General features: G+C 70.3%; 14 protein-coding genes and 1 pseudogene. 12 read left to right on the top strand and 3 right to left on the bottom strand.

The genetic code is table 11. The features are described from left to right. Positions 1-157 precede the first annotated feature (157 nt). The 12 genes and pseudogenes from ACF08W_RS15880 to ACF08W_RS15935 all read left to right on the top strand — a co-directional run bounded on the left by ACF08W_RS15880 (position 158) and on the right by ACF08W_RS15935 (position 11,389). Positions 158-2,056, top strand: a complete 1,899-nt coding sequence (locus ACF08W_RS15880; RefSeq protein WP_392279568.1) for a RiPP maturation radical SAM C-methyltransferase — start codon at positions 158-160, stop codon at positions 2,054-2,056. 68 nt (positions 2,057-2,124) lie between these two features. Continuing rightward, a pseudogene (locus ACF08W_RS15885) lies at positions 2,125-2,562 on the top strand (DUF5825 family protein); the annotation flags it as partial. A gap of 85 nt (positions 2,563-2,647) precedes the next feature. Beyond that, a complete protein-coding gene (locus tag ACF08W_RS15890; protein ID WP_392279569.1) occupies positions 2,648-3,967 on the top strand; it encodes an MFS transporter in 1,320 nt (439 codons plus the stop codon). A gap of 41 nt (positions 3,968-4,008) precedes the next feature. Next, positions 4,009-4,761, top strand: a complete 753-nt coding sequence (locus ACF08W_RS15895) for an SDR family oxidoreductase (RefSeq protein ID WP_392279570.1) — start codon at positions 4,009-4,011, stop codon at positions 4,759-4,761. Positions 4,762-4,901: 140 nt separating this feature from the next. After that, a complete protein-coding gene (locus ACF08W_RS15900) occupies positions 4,902-5,507 on the top strand; it encodes a methyltransferase (protein WP_392279571.1) in 606 nt (201 codons plus the stop codon). Next, positions 5,504-5,707, top strand: a complete 204-nt coding sequence (locus ACF08W_RS15905) for a hypothetical protein (RefSeq protein ID WP_392279572.1) — start codon at positions 5,504-5,506, stop codon at positions 5,705-5,707. Before ACF08W_RS15900 ends, ACF08W_RS15905 begins: the two co-directional genes overlap by 4 nt. Positions 5,708-6,162: 455 nt before the next feature. Further along, positions 6,163-6,369 carry a hypothetical protein gene (locus ACF08W_RS15910; protein WP_392279573.1) on the top strand — a complete coding sequence of 69 codons (207 nt, stop codon included), beginning with the start codon at positions 6,163-6,165 and terminating at the stop codon, positions 6,367-6,369. Positions 6,370-6,430: 61 nt separating this feature from the next. Continuing rightward, the gene (locus ACF08W_RS15915) at positions 6,431-7,489 is read left to right on the top strand and encodes an acyl-CoA dehydrogenase family protein (RefSeq protein WP_392279711.1); all 1,059 of its coding nucleotides are present in this window, start codon (positions 6,431-6,433) and stop codon (positions 7,487-7,489) included. Between the two features lie 14 nt (positions 7,490-7,503). Continuing rightward, positions 7,504-7,731, top strand: coding sequence for an acyl carrier protein (locus tag ACF08W_RS15920; protein ID WP_385212588.1), 228 nt, complete (start codon positions 7,504-7,506; stop codon positions 7,729-7,731). Then, complete coding sequence (locus tag ACF08W_RS15925) at positions 7,731-9,284, top strand: amino acid adenylation domain-containing protein (RefSeq protein WP_392279574.1); 1,554 nt, start codon at positions 7,731-7,733, stop codon at positions 9,282-9,284. The genes ACF08W_RS15920 and ACF08W_RS15925 overlap by 1 nt, the downstream gene beginning before the upstream one ends. Before the next feature lie 17 nt (positions 9,285-9,301). After that, positions 9,302-10,570 carry an MFS transporter gene (locus ACF08W_RS15930; RefSeq protein ID WP_392279575.1) on the top strand — a complete coding sequence of 423 codons (1,269 nt, stop codon included), beginning with the start codon at positions 9,302-9,304 and terminating at the stop codon, positions 10,568-10,570. A 201-nt stretch (positions 10,571-10,771) separates the two neighbouring features. Beyond that, positions 10,772-11,389, top strand: a complete 618-nt coding sequence (locus ACF08W_RS15935) for a TOPRIM nucleotidyl transferase/hydrolase domain-containing protein (RefSeq protein ID WP_392279576.1) — start codon at positions 10,772-10,774, stop codon at positions 11,387-11,389. 14 nt (positions 11,390-11,403) lie between these two features. Here the strand turns inward: ACF08W_RS15935 and ACF08W_RS15940 are convergent, their stop codons facing one another. From ACF08W_RS15940 to modA, 3 genes are read right to left on the bottom strand one after another with little or no spacing between them, the layout of a single operon-like run. Beyond that, positions 11,404-12,480, bottom strand: a complete 1,077-nt coding sequence (locus tag ACF08W_RS15940; protein ID WP_392279577.1) for an ABC transporter ATP-binding protein — start codon at positions 12,478-12,480, stop codon at positions 11,404-11,406. Next, positions 12,477-13,334 carry a molybdate ABC transporter permease subunit gene (modB, locus tag ACF08W_RS15945; protein ID WP_392279578.1) on the bottom strand — a complete coding sequence of 286 codons (858 nt, stop codon included), beginning with the start codon at positions 13,332-13,334 and terminating at the stop codon, positions 12,477-12,479. The genes ACF08W_RS15940 and modB overlap by 4 nt, the downstream gene beginning before the upstream one ends. Further along, positions 13,331-14,149 (bottom strand): molybdate ABC transporter substrate-binding protein, encoded by an 819-nt coding sequence (gene modA, locus ACF08W_RS15950; protein WP_392279579.1) that lies wholly within the window; start codon positions 14,147-14,149, stop codon positions 13,331-13,333. The genes modB and modA overlap by 4 nt, the downstream gene beginning before the upstream one ends. Positions 14,150-14,296: the final 147 nt, after the last annotated feature.

Consider the following 14,296-nt stretch of genomic DNA (forward strand, 5'->3'; position numbering starts at 1 on the left):
GATCAAAAAGGTCGCGGTCCGTGCCCAGACGAAGGCGGCCAACAAGTACAGCGTGGGCACCGCCCGTCGTGTGAGCGACAACGCCAAGCGCTAGTCCGCACCAAGGCGGCCGTACCGTCGCGGTACGGCCGCCTCTTGAGAGCCGGGAAGGCCAGGAATGCGCATCGCGCTCGTCTCCATGCCGTGGCACGCACTTGAGATGCCGTCGCTTCAAGTGGGCCTCTTGCACTCTCTCCTCACCAGGGAACGACCTGCTGCCGACACAGTCACGGAATACCACGGGTGGCTGCGCCGGGCCGAGTTCCTGCTGACGCACAGCGACGGTGAATTGACGCCCCGGGAGTACATGACCGTCGCGGACGACCAGGTGTTCGACGGCTTCGGTGACTGGGTCTTCTCGGGCTGTCTCTACGACGACGAGCAGTGGGGCGTCGAACAGCTGACCGCCTACGCGGCCAGGACCGGGACATCCGTCGACAGCGTGCTGCGCATGCGGCCGTACGCCTCACCGTTCATCGCCGAAGCGGCTCGGGAGGTGCTCGCCTCGGACCCCGATGTCGTCGGGATGACCAGCACCTTCCTCCAGAACGTACCGTCAATTGCCCTAGCCCGGGAGATCAAGCGCATTCGACCCGACGTCGTGACCGTGCTCGGCGGGAGCAACTGCGACGGCGTCATGGGCCATGCCCTGCACCGCAATCACCCCTTCCTGGACTACGTCGTACGGGGTGAGGCGGAGAAGACCTTCCCCGGGCTCCTTGCGCATGTCGAACGCGGCACCGCACCCGCCGACGTACCCGGTGTCTGCTCATGGGACGGCGGCACGTCGCGCGCCAACAGGGAGGCCCAGGGCACCCTGCCCATCAGGCTCCTGCCCAGCTCCGATTACGACGCTTGGCGGGAGGACATCGAATCCTCGCCGGTGGCCGAGTTCGTGGAGCCCAAGCTGGTGGTGGAGGGCGCCCGGGGCTGCTGGTGGGGAGAGAAGCACCACTGCACGTTCTGCGGACTCAACGGCAGTCTCATGGAGTTCCGTTCAAAGTCCGGCGAGCAGTTGTGGTCGGAGATCACGCGCCTGGTGGAGCGGCACAAGCTCCTGGACGTCATCACCGTGGACAACATCATCAGCATGGACTACTTTCGCGACTTCCTGCCCCGGGTCGCCGACAGCTCCTGGGACCTGCGTATCCACTACGAAGTGAAGTCGAACCTCTCCAGGGAGCAGATCGCCCTCCTGGCCCGCGCCCGGGTCACCCATGTCCAGCCCGGCATCGAGAGCCTGAACAGCCGGGTGCTCGGCCTGATGGACAAGGGAGTCAGCGGCGCCCGCAACGTCCGCACGATGCGCGAGTGCGAGAACTACGCGCTGACCTGCGTGTGGAACTATCTGTACGGCTTTCCCGGCGAACGCGACGAGGACTACACGGACGTCATGGATCAGCTGCCGGCCCTGCGCCATCTCCAGCCGCCGAACGGCGCCACACGCATCGCACTGGAGCGGTTCAGCCCGCACTTCATGAATCCCGCCCTGGGCTTCACCACCCGTCGGCCTGCCGACATCTACCGGCACGTCTACCAGTTGCCGATGGAGGAACTCGCCGACCTCGTCTTCCTGTTCGACGCACCGGCGGCCGGTATCCGGGGTGAGGTGGAGCAGCGGCTGGTGGAGGAGATCGACCGGTGGGCGGCTGCCTACCCGTCGTCCCGGCTGTTTCTCGAACCGTCGGCGGACGGCGACGACGCCCTGGTCATCCACGACGAACGTCAGGGCTGGCCCCAGCGCACCCACCGGCTGACGCACTGGCAGGCAGCCGCGTTCCGGGAGCTCGACCACGGCCGTACACTCCTCGCCCTCCGACGACACCTGGCCGGAGCCGGGTATCACATCCCCCTGGACACGCTCGACGGGTGGTGCCGGCAACTCCTCGCGGACGGGCTGGTGTTCCGGGACGGCGAGACAGTCCTCGCGCTGCCCACCCAGGCGGTGGCCGTCCGCGCCCCCGGCCAGGACATCTGGCTGCGCACCGGCAGCCCCGCACCGGAAGGGGTGGCGTGATGCCCGCCGCGAAGCCGTCCCTGGCGGCACCCGACCGGCCGGACCTGCCGGACATCCTGCCGTACCGGATGAACGGCCACCACGTGGTCGTCATCGGGCTGGTGCCGTTCGGCGCGGGCGGGAGGCCCACGGCACAGGCCGTCCAGTTCCTGCGGGAGTGCCAGAGCCACGCGCTCACGGTGACCTGGTCGGTGCCGCGGGACGACACCGTACGACACACCCCCGCGGCCCTGGACTTCTCCCTCCGCCTACTCCACCATCTGCCGCCGCCGGACGGAACTGCGGTGAACGACTGGCGGACCGCCCATGAATACGGGCGGTTCTATCACCGGCAAGGACCGGGCTTCGTCCAGATCAAGGACCGCCGTGACCCGGACGCCGCGGTCCGCTTCACCATCGACCACCCCGATCTGGTGTCCACCTTCGAGAGCTGCCTGCAACCGACTGCCCTGGACGATCTCAGCGGTACGGCGCGGGAAGCGGTGTCCGTGCTGGCTGCCGAGGGCGTCGTCCTCGTCACCCGAGGCTGGGCGGTGACCTTGCCTCCCCCGCATCCGCCACTGGCCCGTACCCGACACAGGAATCTGATACATGGGATCGTCCTCGGCCACCGAACCGTCCCCACCCCCGGAGTCCGGCCCGCCCGCACCGGCGCCCCCGGACCGAGGGTCCGTGCCGCTGCGCCGGCACCGTCCGCTGCTGCTCCTGGTCATCGAGCAGCTGACGAGTTCGGTGGGGCGACAGGTCACCGCCCTGGCGCTTCCGCTGCTCGCCATCGCCCATCTCAACGCCGGTCCGCTGGGCGCCTCCACGCTCATGGCGATGACCTATCTGCCCGGTGTCGTGCTGAGTCCGCTGATCGGAGTCGCCGTCGACCGAACCCGGCTGCGCCGTCTGCTGGTGACCACCACCTGGGTCCAGGTCCCCGTCATCGGCAGCGTGACGCTCGCGGCTGCCTCGGACGGACTGACCTGGCCGCACCTCCTCGCCGCGGCCGCCGTCTCCGGCACCCTGAACTCCACGCAGAGCGTGGCCCTGCAGTCCTGTTTGCCCCGCGTGGTGCCCTCGGAACAGCTGCTCCCGGCCAACACCTCGCTCGCCGGGGCCCGGACGATCGGCCTGATCGGGGGACCCGCGCTCGGCGGCATCCTGATCGGCATCATCGACCCGGCGCCGGCGCTGCTGGTGGAGTGCGCCGCCTACATCATCGGCGGGAGCCTGTTCCTCGCTCTGCCGATGGCGCTGAACCGGTCGGTGAACGACGCCGACGCGAACCCGAAGTCCAGGATCGACGCCCTCAGAGAAGGACTTGCGGTGATCCGGCGCGAGACGCTGCTGCGTCGTCAGGCGCTCGCCGCGGCCGGACTCAACCTGGGCGGTGGTGCGGGCAGTGGGTTGTTCATCCTGTACGCGGACCGAGAACTGGGACTCCCTAACTGGCAGTTGGGCGCGGTGTACGCCGCGTACGCGGTCGGTATGGGGGCCGGTGTGCTCGTCGCGACGGCGGCCACCCGTGCGCTGGGCATGGCCCGGGCCATCCAGGTGTGCGCCCTGGGCGCGGGGGCAGCCCTCTTCCTCATCCCCGCGGCCTCCCTGGGGCTGGCGTTCCCGGTGCTGGTGCTGTACGAGCTGCTGTTCGGGCTGATGGCCACCGTGTGGTCGATCGCCATGGTCACGGGGCGGCAGCTCATCACGCCGCCCCATCTGCTGGGCCGCGTCAACTCATTCCTCCAGGCGGTCCTGACCGCCACCCTGCCGGTCGGCGCCTTCGCGGGAGGGTGGCTCGCCTCCCGGGTCGGCATCGTGCCGGTGCTGATCGGGGCGGCAGCGGTCGCCCTGGCGGGCGCGAGCAGTCTGTGGTTCCCACGCGATCTGCTCGCCGATGTCGAACGGGCGGCGGAGAAGTCCTAGCCGCGGGGAAGTTCTGGCCACCAACGAACAGGAGCACATGGATGTCCGGTACAGCGGGGACAGCACTGGTCACTGGGGCGAGCAGTGGCATCGGAGCGGCCACAGCCCGTCGGCTCGCCGCCCGCGGATACAACCTGATCCTGATCGCGCGGCGCGAGGAGCGGCTCAGGGCGCTGGCCGGGGAGTTGTCGGCCGAGCACGACGTCACGGGCGTCGCGGTGCCCCTCGACCTGGAGCGAACCGACGAGTTGTCAGACGCGTTGACCGACGTGCTCGCGACCGCGTCGCGCCCGCTCACCGCCGCCGTGCTGGCCGCGGGGCACGGCCTCGGCCACGGACCGGTGCGGGAGGCCGATGCAGAGCCGTGGGAGTCGCAACTACGGCTCAACCTCCTCGCCCCCATGCTCCTGGTACACCGGCTCCTTCCCGAACTGGACGCAACGGGCGGGGACCTGGTGGTGATCGGCTCTCTGTTCGGCACCCGGCCGCAGCCCGGCTACGCGGCGTACGCGGCGACAAAGCACGGGCTGACGGGATTCGTCCGCTCGCTGGCCGAGGAGGAGCGCCCCTCCGGGGGCTGCCGGATCACCTTGATCTCGCCCGGCGCGACCAATACCGAGTTCTCGTCGGTACTGGCGGGGGCCGAGAATCCGTGCGTCCACGACGTCAGCGACTGGCCATACCACCCGCTGCTCGCTGAGGACGTGGCGGCCGGCGTGGAGTGGGTGATGAGCCGCCCCGCGCACGCCCGCGTCACCGAACTCACGGTCGATCCCATCGACGCCCGGTACTGAACTTCTCGCACCCGACTGGGGGAAACGTGTTCGAAGACTTCGGCTACGAGGTGGCGCGCTGGGACCTGGCCCGCTAGCGGGCGCGGTCCCTGCAGGACAGCTTCACGGTCTTCGACCGGGAGTGGACCCTGCTTCCCGAGGTGTGGCCCGGAAACGCCGTCGCCACAAGGCTGTTCACGGCCTGGCTGCCGTACGAGGACGCCGCCAGCTTCCTCGAAGTGGGCTGCGGGGCAGGTGTGACCTCCGTGACCGCCGCGCTACGCGGCTGCTCCCGGGTGTGTGCGCTCGACATCAACGCGGCTGCGGTGGAGAACTCCCGGCTGAACGCGGAGCGGCACGGTGTGCAGGACCGTGTCAGTACGCTGAAGAGTGACCTCTTCTCCGGGCTCGGCCCGTCCGACCGGTTCGACCTGGTCTACTGGAATTCCCCCTACGCCGACGCCCCGCCCGGCCATGCGTACGACAGCCAGCTCGACTACGCCGTCTTCGACGCCGACTATGTGATGCACCAGCGGTACTTCGCCGACGCCCACCGCCACCTGACCGACGGCGGCCGGTTGTTCCTGGGCTTCAGCAACGCCCTGGGCAACGGCTCCCGGTTGCGGGAAGTGGTGGCGATGGCGGGGTTCACGGGGTCGGTGTTCCGGCGCGAAGTGTTCAGCTTCGCCATCGACGTACCCGGTGTGCGGACATCGGACAGTGAGACCGAGGTGGACTATGTCCTCTACGAGTTCCGGCGAGCGTGACGGCAGACGTGATGGGCAAGCGTGTCGATCACGAATTGCGGGTCGGACGTGCCGGTGGCCGGAAGGGGCTGGAACGGGTCGACGCCGCGGGCCGCGTTGCCTCTTCGCCGCGGGCTCTGTGCATCAGCTCCTGGAAGGTCGGCGCCCTCGACCCGCCCACGCGCTGGACGGTGTTCGCGGACATCCCCATCAGCCGGTGACGGCTTCCTCGCCGACGGCTCGTGCCGCAGCGACGGATCCGCCAGCCGGGACGACTGCCGTTCGGTTCAACGTCGAGCCGTCGGTGGCCGCACTCATCGGCGTGCTGGCGCGGACTTGCCAAGCTGAACCCCGGCGGCCCCACGGAATTTGCGGCGGCGGAAGGGCCGCGGGGCGGAGACGTCTGCGAGCCGCTCGCCAATGTGTGGGTGCGGGCGACGGGTAGTCGGCCCTGCCGTCTCCGGCGCGGCGCCTGCTCTGCCAGCAGTTCGGTGACCGCGGTGATGTAGGCGTGGATGGTGGCGACGGATATCCCGAAGGGCCGGCGGCCTACGCGGCCCTGATCCATCTGCGCGGTGACGCCCCCCGAAGCGAAGGCCGGGTCGCGGCGGCCTTCACTCTCACTCGGCTCGGTCGGCTGCGGCCCGACGGAGCTCCGCGCGTCTTCCTGCACGAGATGAAGCTGAGTCCTGTCCACCGCGGTGTCGGCATGAAGGAGGACATCTTCTTCTGGCTGCGCAGCGACCTCGGAGCCGGCCGCGACATCGAGGTGCTCGCTCTGACACCCCAGGACCACCAGCCCTCGGCGATGGCCCACTTCGGCCTTGCTCGTTCCCACCACGTGTACAAGTGGCCGATTGCCCCCGTGCAGGAGACCTCATGAGCAGCACCCCGAAATTGGCGGACAGCACTGAGTTCACCATCTGGCTCGACGGACTCCGCACCTGGGCGGCGGTGCTGCCGAGGACGAGCGGGCGTGGAAGTCGGCCGGCGCGCAGGGCGTGTTCTCGCTGCCTCTGTCCGCCGAGCGGGGCGGCACCGGCGCCGGGTACCTCGCCAGCTGCCTCGCGATGGAGGCCATGGCCGACGCCACCGGTCGCTCCGGGCTGCCCTTCGCGTTCTCCGCCCACATGTGGGCCTGTCAGGAGCCGATCGCCGCATTCGCCGACGCCGCACAGCTGAGCACCTGTCTGGGGCCGCTCGCGGCCGGGACCACGGTGGGTGCCTTCGCCGCCACTGAGTACGATGCTGGCTCCGACCTGCTTTCGCTCACTACCCGGGCCACCCCGCGCGACGACGGGGACTGGACCCTCGACGGCGTGAAGACCTTCGTGACCAACGGCCCCGTCGCCGACACATTCGTCGTCCTGGCCCGCACTGCCGAGGGCAGCGCACTGTCCGGTCTGAGCGCCTTCCTGATCCCGCGCACGACCCCCGGGCTCAGCGTCGGCCCCGCCTTCGAGAAGACCGGCCTGCCGGGCGCCCAGATCGGTTCGCTGCGCCTGGACGGCTGCACGGTGCCGGCATCGGCCGTGCTCGGTCCGGTGGGCGGTGGCTATGCGGTTCTCATGCGCGCGATGCGCTACGAGCGCGCCTTCATTCTTGCGCCGGTGCTCGGCCTGATGTCCCACGCGTTGCGCAAAGCCATCGAACACGTCCGCATGCGAAGCCAGTTCGGCTCACCCCTGAGCACCTACGACTCGATCCGACAGCGCGTCGTACGCATGCACCTGAGCCTCACCAGTGCTCGGGAGGTCCTTGTCACGACCGCGCGCGCCGCGGACTGCGGCGAACTCAGCCACAATCGGGCCTCGTTGACGAAGCTCCACGTGAGCAGGGAATTCAACGCCTTCTGCCAGGAGCTTCCCGACGTCTACGGCGGATACGCACTGCTCCCCGAGACCGGCGCCGCCCACCTCATGTCGGACGCGATCGCCAGCCGGTACTACTCGGGCACCTCCGACATGCAAATGAAGATCATCGCTGAAGGGCTGGGTTTGTGATGGCGCAGGATTCCGTGCTGGCCACCGTGCGGAGCATTGTCGAGGAGACGGCGGCCGGTCAGCAGGTGACGGACGAGACTCCGCTCATTGCGCACAGGATCATAGACTCCCTCTCCCTCTTGACCGTCGTATCCCGGCTCGAGGACTCCTTCGGTATCAGGATCGACGACACGGAGGTCCTGCCGACCCACTTCGAGACCATCACGGCGATCCGCTCGTTCCTCACCTCGAAGGGGCGATGATGGGTGTCGGCACTTCCCTCAGCGACGACTTGCGGGCCGCGGCCAAGGTGCACGCGGACCGGCCCGCCGTCATCGACGGCGACGTGACCCTCAGCTACACCCAACTGGACGGAGCGGCGGAGGCCGTCGCGCTCGCCTTGCGCGACCTCGGAGTTCGCGACGGCGACTGTGTGGTGTGGCACGGCCGCAAGTCGTCGGCCGGCGTCGCGACTGTCCACGGCATTCTGCGCTCCGGCGCCGGATACGTACCCCTCGACCCCGACGGGCCGATCGCCCGCGCCGACCTCATCACCCGCTCCTGCGCTCCCCGCGCCGTCGTCGCCGACGGTGCGGCCCGCGCCCAGTGGGGCGCACTGGCTCCTGGTCTGAGCTGGACCCCCCTGCCCGAGCTACCCGGCGCCGATGGTCTGTGGGCCCACCTGCGGGAGGGCGACTCGCGCCCGCCGGTGGACGACCTCGCTTACGTCTTGCACACCTCCGGGAGCACCGGCATCCCGAAGGGCGTCATACACACGCACGCGAGCGCATCGGCGTTCGTCGACTGGGCCGTGGCCGAACTCCTCCTCTCGTCCGACGACGTCATCGTCAACTCCGCTCCACTCCACTTCGACCCCACCACCCTGCACCTGTTCGCCGCCGTCAGGTCGGGTGCCGCAATCGCCTTGATGCCCGCCGCCGCGGCGCCCTTCCCCGCCGCGTACATCGACTTCTGCCGACGTTCTGGCGGCACCGTGCTGTATGCGGTGACATCGACCCTCGTTTGGCTGGTGCGGCACGGCACCTCGCTGCTGCCCGGCCTCATCGGGCTCCGCTCCTTCGTCACCGGTGGGGAGATCCTGCACCCTGTGGACGTCAATACCCTGCACGCTGCCCTGCCGGCGATGCGGCTCCTGAACGTGTACGGTCCCACCGAGAGCAACGTGTGTACCTTCCACGAGATCAAGCCCCCCTTGGAACCCGAGGACGAAGTGCTCATCGGGCGCGTACTGCCCGGCGCGGAGATTCTGGTCGTGGACGACGACCTGGACGAGGTCGCACCGGGAGAGCCGGGCCAACTCCTCGTGCGCGGAGCGATGCTGATGACCGGCTACCTTGACCCCGCGCAGACCGCGCGGTCGATGGTGCGGACCGCCGACGGTCGCGAGTGGTATGCGAGTGGCGACCAGGTATGCGAGAACCCAGACGGTGACCTGCGGTTCATCGGGCGGGTGGACGCGCAGATCAAGTCGCGCGGCTACCGCGTGGAGCTCGGCGAGGTGGAAAAGGCCGTACGCCGCTGCGAGGGCATCCACGAGGCGGTGGCCGTCGCCACCCCGGACCCCGTCTTCTCCAATCTGATCACGGTATTCGTCACCGCAGAAATCGAAGCGGCTCGCGCACTCCGCGGACGACTGACGGAGTACCTGCCGCCCTATATGCTCCCGCGTCACGTCGTGCACGTCGACGGAGAACTCCCCAGGCTCAGCAACGGGAAGGTTGACCGGAAATCACTCTCTGAGTTGGCGAGTTCTCCGCGGCTGCCCATAATGAGCGGCTTCGCGATCTTCAACTAGTTGATGGGGACGCTCTGGTGGTGGCGACAGAGGATAAAGCCGAATCCGAGTCCGAAGTCCTTCGGGTTCCCGGCTTCAGGCGACTGTGGGGATCGAACGGGCTCCGGTTCTCCGCGGCCGAGATCGCCAGCTTCGCCCTCCCTATCACAGCAGTGACGTTGCTGCACGCGAACCCGTTCGAAGTCGGTCTGATCTTCGTCTTCAGCCGCCTCGGCTACCTGTTGGTCGGTTTGCCCGCCGGCGTCTGGGTCGACCGCTGGAACCGAAAGTCTGTCCTGCTTTGGTCGGACGCGATCTACGCGGTCAGCTTCGCCAGCATTCCGCTCGCCTACGTCTTCGACGCCCTGACCGTGCCGCATCTCATAGCGACGGCCTTCGTCGGCAGCGTGAGCGGCGTGTTCTTCGATGTCGCGCACAACAGCATCCTGCCGCAGCTGTTGCCCAAGCGTCAGATAGCCGACGCCAACGCCCGGCTGCAGACCTCCTCCACCACGATCATGGCGATTTCGCCCGGTGCGGCAGGCCTGGCGACCCGGGCCGTTCCCGCCCCCCTCCTGTACCTGTTCGCCGTCGTCTGCCACGTCGTGTCCATCCTGATGGTCAGAGGCATCAAGCCCGCCGAGATGGAGCGACCCCTCAATGAGAAGCGCAACTTCCGCCGCGAAGTCGTCGAGGGCGTACGATTTCTCTTCAAGCACCCCCTGCTCCGCCTGATCGTCTGCCAGGCCGCCTTGAACAACCTCGGCGCCGGCATCATGCTGGCGATGCTGCCGGTCTTCCTCCTGGACGAGATCGGCGTCTCCTCCTGGGTCTTCGGCCTGCTGTCCACGCTGGGTGCCGTCGCCGGTATCGTCGCCTCGCTGTTCTGCCCGCGGCTGCGGCGCCGGTTCGGCGAGATCCGGATGACGATGGTCTTCTCCGCGCTCGCCCCCTTCGCCCTCGTTGCCGCGCCCCTCGCCGCCGTCTTCCGCGGCGCGGCCGTTCCCCTCGTCGCCACCGCCCAGATCCTCATCGGCTTCGTCGTGGTCGGCCGCGCCGTCGCCGTCGCCGGACTGCGTGCCCGCGCCACCCCGCTCGCCTATATGGGGCGCGTCACCGCCGCCAACGGTGTCGTCACGCAGGGTGCCACCCCGCTCGGGGGGCTGATCGGCGGTGTCCTGGCCGGCGTCTGGTCGACCACGGTCGCCCTCTGGGTCGGTGTGATCGTCACAGCGATACCCGTCGTCCTTCTGTTGCGTTCGCCGCTTCGCTCACAAAGGATCTTTCCCTCGGAGTGGGAGGTCTGACGGGCTCGACACCCGCACCGCGTCGCCACACCGTAGGAAGGGCCGCATCGGCGGCGTATGTGGTGGGGCACCATACTTCCCGCGCGGCGTGTGCCCGGAGCCACCACGGCGGACGGGCCACCGGCCCGTTCGTCCCGAAGGTCCGGCCGGGGCGGGGAAATTCCTTGGCGGGAAGGAGACCCGGGAGCGAGACTCGGCCCCATGACGGAGATGCGGTTGTTCCGTGAGACGGTCACGGCGTGGGCGGCGGGCGGCCCCGAGGGCCTCGCGCGCGAGCTGGCCGCGCGGCTGCCGGTCCGGACGGTCGTCCTGCTGGAGGGGCCGAGCGACGCCGCCGCGGTCGACGCGCTGGCCGCCGCCCGGGGCCGGGACCTGGCGGCGGAAGGGGTCTGCGTCCTGCCGATGGGCGGGGCGATGAGCGTCGGACGTTTCGCCGGGCTGCTCGGCCCGACCGGTCTGGGACTGCGCCTGACCGGGCTCTGCGACGAGCGTGAGCGCGGCTACTACGCCCGCGGTCTGGAGCGGGCCGGCGCGGTGCCGCAGGAGTTCTTCGTCTGCGCGGCCGACCTGGAGGAGGAGCTGATCCGCGCGCTCGGGGTGGCCCGGGTGAGGGAACTGATCGCCGCGGAGGGCGACCTGCGCCCCCTGGAGACCTTTCTCGGCCAGCCCGCCCAGCAGGGCCGTGCCCCGGAACAGCAGATGCGGCGCTTCCTCGGCACGAAGAAGGGCCGCAAGATCCACTACGGCCGGGTCCTGGTCGAGGCCCTCGGCCCCGGCCGCGTCCCCGCCCCGCTCGACGGCCTGTTCGCCGCCCTCTGACCGTCAGCCGGGTCTCACACGGGGTACGCGTGGGTCTGCGCGGCCTTCACCGTCGCCCAGACCTCCGCCCCCGGGTGCAGGCCGAGTTCGGCGGCGGCCACCGTCGTGAGGTCGGCGGCGAGCGCGAGTCCACCGGTGAGCGAGGCGCGGATCTGGTCGCCGTGCGCCTCCAGCCCGGCGACCTCGCAGCGCCACACGTTGCGCGCGCTGGAGCCGGTGGGCCGGCTGCCGTGGAGGGTGACCGCGCTCGGCGGGAACGCCACGAAGACCTCCCCGGCCAGGACCTCCGTGGTGGTGACGGCGGGGCCGTCGTCCAGCCGTACCGTGTGGCCGTCCGCCCGGCCCCGGTAGAGGTTGAGCCCGACGAGCTGGGCGATGTAGTCCGTACGGGGGTGGCGGGCGATCTCCGACGGGCTGCCCTCCTGGACGACCCCGCCCCGCTCCACGACGACCAGCCGGTCGGCGAGGACCATGGCGTCGAGCGGGTCGTGCGTGACGAGGACCGCCACCGCCTCGAACTCGGCCAGATGGCGCCGGAGCTGACCGCGCACCTCCAATCGGGTCCGGGCGTCGAGGGCGGCGAGCGGCTCGTCGAGGAGAAGCAGCCGCGGACGGGTGGCGAGGGCGCGGGCCAGCGCGACCCGCTGCGCCTGGCCGCCGGAGAGCCGCCGGGGCCGCATTCCGGCGTGGTCCGCGAGGCCGAGGCGGTCGAGCCACTCGGCGGCCCGGTCGCGGGCCGCCGCCTTGCCCATCCCCTGGCAGCGCGGCCCGAACGCCACGTTGTCCAGGGCCGTCAGATGGGGGAAGAGGAGGTAGTCCTGGAAGACGACGCCGACCGGCCGGGACTCCGGCGGCGTACGCTCCAGGGCCGTGCCGTCCAGCCGCAGATGGCCGCCGGTGAGCGGGGCCAGCCCGGCCAGTGCCCGCAGGGCCGTGGTCTTGCCCGCGCCGTTCGGCCCGAGCAGCGCCACCACCTCGCCCGGTGCGACCCGCAGCTCCACGTCGAGCCGGAAGGCCCCCCGCTCCACCACCAGCCGGGCGTCGAGGCCCGCCGCTTCGGCACCGGCCGGTTCGTCGTGATTCCTGGTCATCCTGCGGTCATCCAACGGTCGCGCAGCCCGGCCAGTACCGCGATGGACACGGCCAGCAGCACCAGGCTGAGGGCGATCGCCGCCTCCGGGTCGCTCTGCAGCGCCAGGTAGACGGCGAGGGGCATGGTCTGGGTCCGCCCGGGGAAGTTGCCGGCGAAGGTGATCGTCGCGCCGAACTCGCCGAGCGCGCGGGCCCACGCCAGCACCGCGCCGGCCGCGATGCCCGGTGCGATCAGCGGCAGCGTGACCCGCCGGAACGCGGTGAAGCGGGAGGCGCCCAGGGTCGCCGCCGCCTCCTCGAAGCGCGGATCGGCCGCCCGCAGGGTGCCCTCCACGCTGATGACGAGGAACGGCATCGCCACGAAGGCCTCCGCCACCACCACCCCCGCCGTGGTGAACGGCAGGGTGACGCCGAACCACGTGTCCAGCCACGTACCGACGACCCCGTTGCGGCCGAGCGCCGACAGCAGCGCCACCCCGCCCACCACCGGCGGCAGCACGAGCGGCAGCGTGACGAGGGCGCGTACGAGACCGCGGCCGCGGAACTCGACCCGGGCCAGCAGCCAGGCCAGCGGCACCCCGAGAACCAGGCTCACGGCGGTGGCGGCGGTCGCGCAGACCAGCGACAGTCGGAGCGCCTGCCACACCTCGGGGCTGGTCAGCTGCTCCGGCATGTCCTGCCACGGGGCCCGTACCAGCAGCGCGAGCAACGGCACCACCAGGAACGCCAGTCCGAGCAGTGCGGGCACGAGCAGGGGCAGCGGCGCGCCGCGGCCGCCCGCCCGGACCCGGTGACGCCGCGCCCCGCCCGGACGGGGGCCGCGCGCGGCGTCGGACTCGACGGGCGGGGTCACGGCTTCAGGAACCCGGCCCCGGTCAGGACCTTCTGCCCCTCGGCGGACCGCACCAGCGCGATGAACGCCTCGGAGGCGGCGGCGTTGGGGGCGTTCTTCAGCAGGGCGATCGGGTAGTCGTTGACGGCGTCGGCCGACTCGGGGAACTCCACGCCCTCCACCTTGTCACCCGCGGCCTTCACGTCGGTCCGGTACACGACCGCCGCGTCGGCCTCCTTCAGCTCGACCTTGGTCAGCGCGCTCCTGACGTCCTGTTCGTAGGAGACCGGGGTCAGCCTGAGCCTCGCGGCGTCGAGGGCCTTCTGCGCGGCGGCGCCGCACGGCACCTCCTTGGCGCAGAGCACCACCTTCAGGCCGGGGCCGGTGAGGTCCTTGAGCGAGGCGACCTTGTCGGGGTTGCCCGGCAGGGTGGCGATCTCCAGCTGGTTGCGCACGAAGGTGGCGGGGGTGCCGGAGGCGTCGCCCGCGTCGGTGACGATCTTCATCGTCCTGGCGCTGGCCGCCGCGAACACGTCGGCCGGCGCTCCGCCGGTGATGCTCGCGGCGAGGGAGTCGCTGCCCCCGAAGCTGAACGTCACCTTCGTGCCCGGGTGCCGGCTCTCGAACGTCCTGCCCAGGGCGGTGAAGCTCTCCTTCAGCGAGGCCGCGGCGAAGACGGTCACCGTGCCGGAGAGCTTCTTGGAGGCCGGGGCGTCCGAGGCCGGTACGTCGTCCTTCCCGGACGAGGAACAGGCGGTCAGGACCAGCAGCGCGGCGGCGCCCGCCCCGGCCACTTGAAGGGTCCGGCGGGTCCGGCGCGCGGTACGGGTTGTCACGGGTTCCACTCCCTCTGGGCCTCACGGACCCGTCTACGGTCTACCGGCACCACCGGGCCGACCCGATGATAATGCCGCAGATGCGAGGGGGAAGTCTGCTGTGGCTTCGCATGAGCCCGGCAGTCAGTCTCAGGGGCTTGCATGTGC

The sequence above is a fragment of the Streptomyces sp. NPDC015144 genome (assembly GCF_043079735.1).
Lineage (GTDB): Bacteria > Actinomycetota > Actinomycetes > Streptomycetales > Streptomycetaceae > Streptomyces.